An 825-nucleotide genomic window follows, 5' to 3' on the forward strand; every position below is an offset into this window, starting at 1 on the left:
GGGTGGAGAGAGGCGGGGGCGGGGGGCAGCAGGACGGGCGGGGGCGCGTGGGAGGTGCGGCGCGGGACAGGCGGGCCGGGGGGCGCATGCTGCAGGCGGTCGGGCGCGGGGGCGAAGCGCGCCTGGCGCGTGTCGACGTCGAAGCCGAACGCGGCGAACGCGTCGAGGTTCGCGCCGCCGCTGCCGAGCCCGAGTTGCAGCCGGCCGCCGGCCAGCGCATCGAGCACCGCCGCATCCTCGGCGAGCCGCAGCGGATCCTCGAGCGACAGCGTGACGATGCCGGTGCCGAGCTCGATGCGGCGCGTGCGTTGCGCGACGGCGGCCAGCAGCACGAGCGGCGACGGCAGCCGGCCGTACTCCGCGCGGAAATGATGCTGCGCGACGAAGCCGCCGTCGAAGCCGAGTTGTTCCGCCGCGACGAACAGCGTCTCGAGATCCGCGTAGACGCGGCGCGCGTCGCCGGCGCCGTGCACGTGCGTGAGAAAACCGAGCTTGAACGGCCGGCGCGCGGCCGGTGCGGGAGAGGACGAATGGGTCATGTCGGGATCGGATCGGAGGTGAGCGAAGCGGCTTCGGGCCCGGCGGTGGCCGGCGTCCAGCCGAGCGCCGGTGCGATCGCTGTCGCGACGGTTTCGAGTTGCCGCAGCGCATCGCGATGCGAGGTGCTCGCGGTCTGCACTTGCACGACGAGTTCGGTCGCGCCGGGCAGAGCGGGGTCGGCATGCAACGCGGTCACGACGTCGGCGGGCGTGCCGCGCAGCACGCCGAAGCGGTCCAGCAGCGCCGGCACGTCGGCCGGCGCGGGCGCCGGTACGCCGCCGGCCC

1 protein-coding gene and 1 pseudogene are annotated in these 825 nt (G+C 75.4%); both read right to left on the reverse strand.

The annotated features are described in order from the left end of the window. Positions 1 to 539: LLM class flavin-dependent oxidoreductase (locus tag G3N62_RS35600; RefSeq protein ID WP_206141564.1), on the reverse strand; the 539-nt coding region annotated here is incomplete at its 3' end. Continuing rightward, positions 536 to 825, reverse strand: a pseudogene (locus G3N62_RS35605) (hypothetical protein); the annotation flags it as partial. The gene G3N62_RS35600 and the pseudogene G3N62_RS35605, both read right to left, overlap by 4 nt.

It is taken from the genome of Burkholderia sp. Tr-20355, from assembly GCF_017104685.1.
Taxonomy (GTDB): Bacteria; Pseudomonadota; Gammaproteobacteria; order Burkholderiales; family Burkholderiaceae; genus Burkholderia; species Burkholderia seminalis.